Source organism: Paludibacterium yongneupense DSM 18731, assembly GCF_000422925.1.
Lineage (GTDB): Bacteria > Pseudomonadota > Gammaproteobacteria > Burkholderiales > Chromobacteriaceae > Paludibacterium > Paludibacterium yongneupense.
The window spans coordinates 478,558-487,467 of record NZ_KE383957.1 but is presented as its reverse complement, the minus strand read 5'-3'; the positions used below and the strand labels follow the sequence as shown (position 1 = coordinate 487,467).

The following is an 8,910-nucleotide window of genomic DNA, read 5'->3' as shown; positions in this document are numbered from 1 at the left end:
GTTCCGACGCTACGGCCTGACCGGCGCGCGCGGGGAAGCGGCCTCGGGCTATGCCACGGCACGGCAGTTGGCCCTGCCGGTCTATCTGCGGCTGCTGGAGGCCGGCTACGACGACGAAACGTCGCTGTTGCAGGCCTTGCTCCATTTGATGGCGGGCAATGCCGATACCAATCTGGTGTCGCGCGGCGGGCCGGCGGGTCTGGACTACGTGCGGGAGGCAGCCCGCGCGCTGTTGCGGGACGGCGGGGTGCTTCACGCCGAGGGGCGCGACCGGCTGGCGGCCCTGGACGACGCGCTGATCGAACGCAATCTGAGCCCGGGCGGCAGCGCCGACCTGCTGTCCGTCACCTGCTTTCTCGCGCGTTTCCCGGAAAGAGCGCCGCTTCGATAGCCACGGGACGCGAGCCCCACCCGGAATCAAAGCGTCGCGATGAACTCGCTGAGAATCGACAAGCCGTAGGGCCAGGGACCAAAACCAGCCTCGGCATTGATATGCTGCGCTTCGCCGAGATCGATCAGGCGGCTGCCCCAGGTCCCGGCCCAGTACTCTGCACGGTCGAAACGCATCAGCGGATCGTCGTGGCTGGCGACCACCACGCTAGGCACCGGCAGTCGGCTACAGGGGACATGGTCTTCGAGCTCGAACTTTGCCGGCTCGGCCGGCGCCACCAGCATGGCTCCGGCGACGGAGACCGTGCCGCTGTCCAGCAGGCTGCACGTGGCCAGTGCGCCGAGACTATGCCCGATCAGCACGGCAGGCCGCTGACACTGGGTCAGCGTACGTTTGATGGCATCGGTCCATCGATGGATATCGGGTTCGTTCCAGCTGCGCTGCGTAACCCGCCGCCAACCGGAAAAACGGCGCTGCCAGCACGATTGCCAATGCTCGGGACCGCTATCGTACAGTCCCGGCACCAACACCAACTCAAAGCGCGCGAGCGCCTCGGCGAGTTGCTGTTCAACGATCCGGGTCTGACTCTCCTGCATGTCCACTTCCTCAATGATGGCCGTATAGACAAAATAGCGTAAACCATTATGACCCAGTTCAAAGCCGGTCACAACCGTCCCGCCAGCCGCGCCGCGACTTCCGTAACGCACGGCGAGAAGGCGATCCGTACGACATGCGTTAGGTCAAGGCAATTAACGTATTTGCAAAGCAATGACCGATGCGACACAGTGCTGCGGCCTGGCGTCGATGGCATTGCCGACAGCCCGTGCAGAATGACGGCAAACCCCGCCGCCGGGCAGCCGCGCCGGCATCAGACAGGCGGCGGAGAGACTCGCGCACGGCGATTTAAAGATATTTAATTGCTTTATGAATAATACTGACTACAACATGAACATTAACAACATGCCCCGTTGAAAACGATTGCACCGCCCGCCGTCTCACGCCAGACTGGGCGGGTAACTTCTCACTCATCTGCCGCCATGCTCGTCCCCTTGATCGTTGCCTGCGCCATGTTGATGGAAAACATGGACGCCACCGTCATTACCACATCCTTGCCAGCTCTTGCCCACGACCTCGGGCAAAATCCGATCACACTCAAGCTCGCCCTGACATCCTACGTCGTCGGTCTCGGCATTTTCATCCCGATCAGCGGATGGACCGCCGACCGCTTCGGCGCGCGGCGAGTCTTCACCGCCGCCATCACGGTCTTCATGGCGGGCTCGCTGTGCTGCGCACTGTCCGACTCGCTGCTGGGCTTTGTCGCAGCCCGTTTCCTGCAAGGCATAGGCGGCGCGATGATGGTGCCGGTCGGACGCATCGTGATATTCCGCACGATCCCCAAGGCCGAATTGATACGCGCCATAGGCTATCTCACCGTTCCCGCCCTGCTCGGCCCGGTCATCGGTCCGCCGCTAGGCGGGTTCATCACCACCTACTTCCACTGGCGCTGGATTTTCCTGATCAATATTCCGATCAGCCTGGTCGGACTCTTCCTGGCAAGCCGCTATCTGGAAAACTGGCGCGAAGACTGCGGTGCGCTCGACATCGCAGGCTTCGCACTCTCAGCCTCGGGTAGCGCCTTGCTGATGCTGGGTTTCGCCCTGGTCGGCAGCGGGCTTGCCGCCGCCTGGATCATCGTGGCGATGTGCGCCGCAGGCACAGGGCTGCTGGTCGGCTACTGGCGGCACGCACAGCGCGCCGCCCAGCCGCTGCTCGACTTGCGCCTGCTCGCGATTCCCACTTTCCGCGCCAGCGTGCTCGGGGGCTCCCTATTCCGCATCGGGCTGGGAGCCGTGCCCTTTCTGCTGCCGCTGGCCTTGCAGGAGGGGATGGGGCGCAATGCCTTTTCATCGGGCCTCGTCACCTGCGCTTCGGCGCTGGGGGCCATCAGCATGAAAGCCATCGCCGGGCCGGTGCTGCACCGTTTCGGCTACCGCACGGTTCTGCTGTACAACGCCCTGTTCGCCGGGCTTGCCATCGCGAGTTACGGCCTGTTCACCATGACGACACCGCTGTGGCTGATGCTGGCTGTCGTCCTGTTCGGCGGCCTGTTCCCGTCATTGCAGTTCACCAGTCTCAATACGATTGTCTACGCCGACATCCGGGACGAACAGGCAAGCCGGGCAACCAGCCTGGCCAGCGTGGTGCAGCAGCTTTCGCTGGGCATGGGCGTCACCATTGCTGGCGTGGCCCTGCAGCTTTCAAACGCCTGGCAGGGCCACAGCCACATAGAGGCCTCTGATTTCTGGCCTGCTTTTCTGGTGATCGGTCTGTTTTCTGCGGCATCGGTATTCCCCACCCGACGTTTGCCGCACAACGCCGGATGCGCGCTCACAGCCGCCCCTCAGGATGCTTGAACGTCGGCACCGCGCAGGCTTGCCGGTCAGACGAGCGGGCAGGACAATAAAGGTCGATGACACTTGGAGTGCGCGAGCATGGAAACCCGTCTTGGCCGAATGGAAACACAGCTTGAAACGATAGTGCCAACGTTGGCGACCAAGACCGACCTGCACCAGGGACTGTCCGGGTTCCGCTCCGAGATGCTGGCCATCCAGGCCGACATGCGCCTGGAGTTGTCCGGACTACGCACGGACATGCTGACGACCCGGGCCGACATGCGTCAGGAGTTGTCCGGCCTGCGCAGCGAAATGCACAGCGGCTTCGCCGACATGGTGAAGTGGATAGTCGGCCTGGCATTCGCCATGTCGGCGGCAGGCATCACTGTCATGACCTTCGTGCTCAACCATGCGGCGGCGCCCGGACCGTCGCAGGCTGTCGTGCTGCCCCAGACCCCGCCCCCCTCCGTTGACCGCTCCGGCTGAACGCAGCCGGGAACGAACATGCTCATCCGGCGCACAGCGCTCGCAGGTGGGCACCGATTTCGGAGAAATGCCGGGCCCGGTCCTGGGAACGCGAAGGGACAAGGCTCAGGCTTGCCTGTGGCAGTGCCGCCGCCCAGCGCCTGGCTAGGGCATAAGGATGCAGCGGATCCTGCTCGTTGCCGACAATGGCGACAGGAATATCCAGCCCGGCGATCGTGGCGGGAGCAACACCGGGGTCGCAGCAGATGATGCCGGACAGTACCGCAGCCAGCGCCTCCGGGTCGTCTCGTTCGAGCAAGGCAAGCTGGACAGCCGCGTTATCGGGCGAGGCTGCCGCTATTTCCCGATAGCTGTCGGATGCCAGAAACAGGGCGCGCGCCTGCGCCGGCGGGTACTGACGCATCAGCGCCGCCAACGCAAGCAGGCACCAGAGGTTGACCGGCATCGGCGCATCGAACCAGGCAGGCCTGACCAGCAGCAGCCCGCGCACCCGCTCCGGGTGTGCGCTGGCGAGGTGCGCAACAAGCGCCGCCCCCATCGAGATCCCGCCGAACCAGGCGCTATCGATGCCCAGGCGGTCGAGCAAACGCAGCAGATCATCGGCCAGAACCGGGATGGTGAGCGCCTGCGTGTCCCCAAGGGCCGACGCTCCGTGGCCGCGGCTTTCCAGGGTAATCCGGCGCAAGCCATCGAGACCGGAGAACACCTCCAGGCACTGAGTGTGATCGGCGGCGAGTCCGTGCTGAAAAACCACCGCATCGCCCTTGTCGCCGGAATCAAAATAGCGCAGCGACAAGCCGTTGATCGTCGCGTAAGCCAGCATGACATGCTCCTTGCACCGCCGTGACATGGCGCTCATTCCAAAATGCTATCACAGACATTCAGGCAATTCCTTTGTCACCTGCACGAAATTACTCTACCGTGCCGCAACACGATAAAAAAATGACTGACATCATGCGCAACTACCTGACCCAGGCTTTGACCTTCGACCGGCGCCAGCCTCCCAACTGGCGCCGGGCACTGCGCGCCTCCATCGCAGTCGGCCTGCCCCTGGCTGTCGCGCTCGTGCGCGGCGAATTCATGCCGGCGGTCTATGGCGGCGTCGCCGGGTTCTACACCATGTTCGTCGACAATGGCGGCCCCACATCCGAGCGCATGACCGCCATGGTTTACATGACCGTCGGCATGCTGCTATGCGGCATCGCCGGCTTCGTCGGCCGCTGGGTGCCCGGCGCGCCGCTGGCCTTCCTGCTCGCCTTTTCCCTGCTTGCCGGCTGGCTGCAAGGCACAGGCAACGCCGTCGAGTTGATGAGCAAGTACTGGCTGATCGCCTTCTTGTTCGGCAATAGCGATCCGACTCTATCGCCGCTGGCCGGCACTTACTTGCTGGCAGGCGGTCTGGCCGGAATATTCTCGGTCCTCGTGGATCTTTGGCTCTTCGCCCGACCCGAACCCCAGTTCGGACCGATGCTGTTCGAAGCCATGAGCCGCCTGTTAAGACGGCGCAATAACAACGCCCACTTCACCATCTACTTTGCCAGCAAGATTCTGGCCGGTTATGTAATCGCCTACGGGCTGGGACTCGAGCGCGCCTATTGGGTGCCGCTGACGATCGCCATCGTGACCGCCTACGACCCGCAACTCAGCATCTACAAGATGGTGCAGCGCCTGGCGGGTTCCCTGTTCGGTGCGCTGCTCGGCTGGGCGGTTCTGACCTGGTGCCACAACGATATCCTGCTGGCGCTGATCATTACCGGTTTCTCGGCCTCGACCGCACTGCTGCTCAATCGCAGTTACTGGATGGCCGTTGTGCCGATTACGGCCCTGGTGATGGTGCTGCTCGACTTCGGAGGGCCGCAGGCCTCGACCAGCCTCGCGATCGCACGCATGGAGAATACCGTACTGGGATGCGCGATCGCCGGGATCGGCGCGCTGATTTATATCCGCACCCGCGCCACGCTCCCGCCTTCTGCGCGGCACCATCGATTGCCGCATTGAAAAAATCCGGGCGGCACCCCTTGCCGCCCGGATGCAGTACGCGCAAAATCATCGGAACTGTTCGCCCGAAGCCCGCCGTTGCCGCGAACTACGAACAGTACAGCATTGTCGCGCCACCCTGCTTCGTTCACACGCCACCCTCCGCCCGCAAGGCCAGCTCGTCAGCGGCGAAATCGCATTCGAACGGGCGCCTCGCACGCGAAGAACGGCAACAATTCCGCGACACCATTCCACACACGAGCAGTGAAGTACGACGTTGAGCCCCACATTGACGGAGGACATCATGTTTTTCCAGCACGCTGTGATGCAAAAACTCGAACACTGGGCGGAAGACATCCGCCATCGCGCCAATATCTCGCTGCGAGCCGATTTATGGGGCGAACACCAACTCGATTTCGGCCATTTCGACCAACCCAGCGTCACCCTGACGGTGCGGCACCCCGACAGCCTGCCCTTGCTGTTGTCGCCCAGCCTGGCCAGCCTGGGACAGCTCTATGTCGAGGGCAAGCTGGACATCGATGGCCCGCTGCACGACGCCATCCGTTGCGCCTACGCTCTGGCGGGGGCCACGCTGCGCGATGCGGGCGCGCTGCTGCGGGCGGTCAAGCATTTTTCGCATCTCAAACAGGAAGACAAGCGCGCGATTCAATACCATTACGACGTCTCCAACGACTTCTACCGTCTGTGGCTCGATGACGACATGGTTTATTCCTGCGCCTACTTCGAGGAGGGGAATGAAAACCTCGACCTCGCCCAGCGCAAGAAAATAGATCATATCCTGACCAAGATCCGCCTGCGGCCAGGGCAGACCCTGCTGGATATCGGCTGCGGCTGGGGCGCGCTCGTATTACGCGCGGCCGGACACTATGGCGCGCGCTGCGTCGGCATCACCCTGTCCGAGAACCAGTACCGCCTCGCCCGCGAGCGCGTTGCCGCCGCAGGCCTGCAGGACCGGGTCGAGATACGCCTGCAGGACTACCGCGATGTCGATGGTCATTTCGATCGCATCACCAGCGTCGGCATGTTCGAGCACGTTGGCCGCAAGCATTTGACCGACTACTTCAAAATCGTACGCAACCGGTTGTCGGCGGGCGGTATCGCCCTGAACCACGGCATCACATCGACCGACCCGGAGGGGGGCGAGACACGGCATGGCGGGGGGGACTTCATCGACAAATACGTCTTCCCGCAAGGTGAGCTCCCGCATCTGTCGCAAGTCGTCTACTCCATGCAGCAGGCCGGGCTGGAAACCTTCGACATCGAAAACCTGCGGCGCCATTATGCGCGCACGCTCACCCACTGGTCCGACCGCTACGAAGCCCAAAGCGAGGATATCGCCGCGCTGGTCGACGAAAAGACCTTCCGCATCTGGCGCGTCTATCTGGCCGGCTGCGCTCACGCATTCGACATCGATCAAGTATCCATCTACCAGATTGTGTGCAGCGCGGCCGAAGCGAGCGCGCAGACGCTACCCTGGTCGCGCCGCTACATCTACCCGGCCGCCGGCTGAGTTCGCGCGGCGCCGAGCCGTGGGCATGACGCACAGTCGGCCCGGCCCGGCTGGGCAGGATTGGCCAACGCCGGACGACAGCATGGCATGCCGCCGCCAGAGACGACCGCGCGTGGGAATGCCATGCCGCCTGCCGTCGCCGAAGGGCATTGGTACGCAAGCGCTGGAAATCCGGGCGACGGGAGCCCGGAACAACGCGGTGGGCGATGCCCGCATGCTGCCGGGACGGTCGAACCGGATTCCGCCGAAAAAGAGAGTCGCGGCGCCCCTCGATCGCGTCGCACCCCGGGTACGCCAATAGCCGGCGTGCGCTATGAATCCATCCGGGCAAAGAGGCTTTCCATGCCGGGCCCTGTTTCGGTAAACAAAGCCATTACACTTAATAAATCGCGAAATTCATACTGTTTGCAATTTATTTAAATCTATAGTCTATTTAAATAAAAATACGAAAAACTGGTCTTTTTAGCAGGCCATATCGCTGCTTTAGCAATTTACTCCTGAACAAGTGAAAAATTAAGATGAATCACCCGGCAAATGCGCCGGTATTTTTCACAAGGAGTCAACAATGGACACCCTCCAAAACGCCGAAGCCGACGCTGAGGTCGCACTTGCCCCCCTCTTCGATGCAGAGATCGAACCCGACCAGGATGACATTCCACTGGCCGTCATCGAGATCAGCGATGAGTTGATGCACGCCATCCACCGTTGCTAAGCCCGCGGCCCCGTCCGCAAGACGGGGCCCATCCCGATCGAGGTGACAAGCCATGCCTGCCTGCGCAACATCTCCCCTTACCCTGGCGTTGGAAGCCATGCCCTATGAGACCGAGTGGTGGAGGGTCTCGGACTGGTGCGGGCAGCGCATCCATTCCAAGACAGCGTTACCGCTGCTACGCGATGGTGTCGGCGGCCCCGCCCCGCTGGCCGCCGCCGCGGTCCGGCACGACGCCCGCTACCGCCATTGGCAATTCAAGCTGCGTGACGACTTGCGCTGGGACGATGCCAGGCGGCTCACGGCAGAAGACTATCGACGCACCATCAGGGTGATCTGCCGCGACCCGGGCAACCGCTTCCGGACGCTACTGTCGGATCTGGCCGGCTTCGCGGCCTACACCCGTGGCCAATCCGAGTATCTGGGCGTGCACTGCCCTGCACCGGATCGCCTGGCCTGCGACCTGGGGCAGGCCAACCGCTTCTTTGCACACCTGCTGTGCGCAATCGCCTTGTCCCCCATGCACCCCGTCGACCCGCAACGGTCGGCCGGCCCCTATCGCCTGCTGCAGCGCGACGACGAAGGCTGCCATCTGGGCATCAACCCGCATTTCTGCCTCGAACCCGCGGCGAATGCCTTCGGCACGCTGCACTTTCGGCGAATCGCCCACGACGGAACGGCCAGCGCCTACTCGCGCAAACACGTCGACGTCAGTGCCGACACGGCGCTCGTCTACCCACTCTATGCCGCCGCCAGTCTGAGCCGCGATTTCTATCGCTGTCACGATGGGATGATGTTGCTGCTTGCCGCCGGCGGACGCTTCACGGAGCTGGCGGAACCCTTGCGCCGGCAACTGACCTACGCCTGCGACCGTGAAACGCTGCGCCACCACTTGCACGACGTACCGGCGGTGGCCACATCCTACCACCGCCCCCTCGGCACCGGGGGCGCGCCGGATGGACGTGCGGCGCTGGCGCCCGCCAGCCAGCGCATCCGCATCGCCTACGAGGATTTCTACCCCAACCGTCAGATCGTCGAAGAGCTGCGGCGACAATGGGCGCGACACGGCTGGTCTCTGGAGGCGGTGCAGGAAGGATATGGGCAACGCATCGCCAACACGCATCTGCGACTCGAAATCCGTGTCTCGCTCAAAAGCACCCCATTGCTGCTGTATCGAGCCGATCTGGCGCGCGGCCTGCTACCGCAGGCGGCCGACCTGCGCGCACGGGAGTTGTACACACGCTTGACGGCCGGCGCTGGCGCCGACGATGTCCTGTACGCCGGCCTCGACACCCTGCTGCAAGCGCACGGCATCGCCATTCCCTTGCTGGAGCTGCCGCAAGGGTTCTTCGTGCGCGAGGGCATCGATCCCGACTCGGTGTTCCGGGTCGGCAGTTTTGTTTCTGCGGTCTGACGCGCGACA

At 63.2% G+C, this 8,910-nt stretch carries 9 protein-coding genes; 7 read left to right on the top strand and 2 right to left on the bottom strand.

Annotated elements, in window-relative coordinates; genetic code table 11:
* Positions 1 to 391: triphosphoribosyl-dephospho-CoA synthase (locus tag G520_RS0116690; protein WP_028536638.1), on the top strand; the 391-nt coding region annotated here is incomplete at its 5' end.
* 26 nt (positions 392 to 417) lie between these two features.
* On the opposite strand, the gene G520_RS0116685 is transcribed toward G520_RS0116690, so the two are convergent.
* Entirely contained in the window at positions 418 to 987 is a 570-nt protein-coding gene (locus tag G520_RS0116685; protein ID WP_028536637.1) for an RBBP9/YdeN family alpha/beta hydrolase, read from the bottom strand.
* A 441-nt stretch (positions 988 to 1,428) separates the two neighbouring features.
* On the opposite strand from G520_RS0116685, the gene G520_RS0116680 reads away from it, so the two are divergent.
* Positions 1,429 to 2,805 carry an MFS transporter gene (locus tag G520_RS0116680; RefSeq protein WP_036666412.1) on the top strand — a complete coding sequence of 459 codons (1,377 nt, stop codon included), beginning with the start codon at positions 1,429 to 1,431 and terminating at the stop codon, positions 2,803 to 2,805.
* 78 nt (positions 2,806 to 2,883) lie between these two features.
* The gene (locus G520_RS0116675; protein WP_156877002.1) at positions 2,884 to 3,270 is read left to right on the top strand and encodes a hypothetical protein; all 387 of its coding nucleotides are present in this window, start codon (positions 2,884 to 2,886) and stop codon (positions 3,268 to 3,270) included.
* A gap of 22 nt (positions 3,271 to 3,292) precedes the next feature.
* Here the strand turns inward: G520_RS0116675 and G520_RS0116670 are convergent, their stop codons facing one another.
* Entirely contained in the window at positions 3,293 to 4,093 is an 801-nt protein-coding gene (locus G520_RS0116670; RefSeq protein ID WP_028536634.1) for an alpha/beta hydrolase, read from the bottom strand.
* Positions 4,094 to 4,212: 119 nt separating this feature from the next.
* On the opposite strand from G520_RS0116670, the gene G520_RS0116665 reads away from it, so the two are divergent.
* The 4 genes from G520_RS0116665 to G520_RS0116650 all read left to right on the top strand — a co-directional run bounded on the left by G520_RS0116665 (position 4,213) and on the right by G520_RS0116650 (position 8,901).
* On the top strand, positions 4,213 to 5,268 hold the full coding sequence (locus G520_RS0116665; protein WP_028536633.1) for an FUSC family protein: 1,056 nt from the start codon (positions 4,213 to 4,215) through the stop codon (positions 5,266 to 5,268).
* 283 nt (positions 5,269 to 5,551) lie between these two features.
* Positions 5,552 to 6,778 carry an SAM-dependent methyltransferase gene (locus G520_RS0116660; protein ID WP_028536632.1) on the top strand — a complete coding sequence of 409 codons (1,227 nt, stop codon included), beginning with the start codon at positions 5,552 to 5,554 and terminating at the stop codon, positions 6,776 to 6,778.
* A gap of 565 nt (positions 6,779 to 7,343) precedes the next feature.
* Positions 7,344 to 7,490, top strand: a complete 147-nt coding sequence (locus G520_RS25090; protein ID WP_156877001.1) for a hypothetical protein — start codon at positions 7,344 to 7,346, stop codon at positions 7,488 to 7,490.
* 97 nt (positions 7,491 to 7,587) lie between these two features.
* Complete coding sequence (locus tag G520_RS0116650) at positions 7,588 to 8,901, top strand: periplasmic substrate-binding domain-containing protein (RefSeq protein WP_028536631.1); 1,314 nt, start codon at positions 7,588 to 7,590, stop codon at positions 8,899 to 8,901.
* Positions 8,902 to 8,910: the final 9 nt, after the last annotated feature.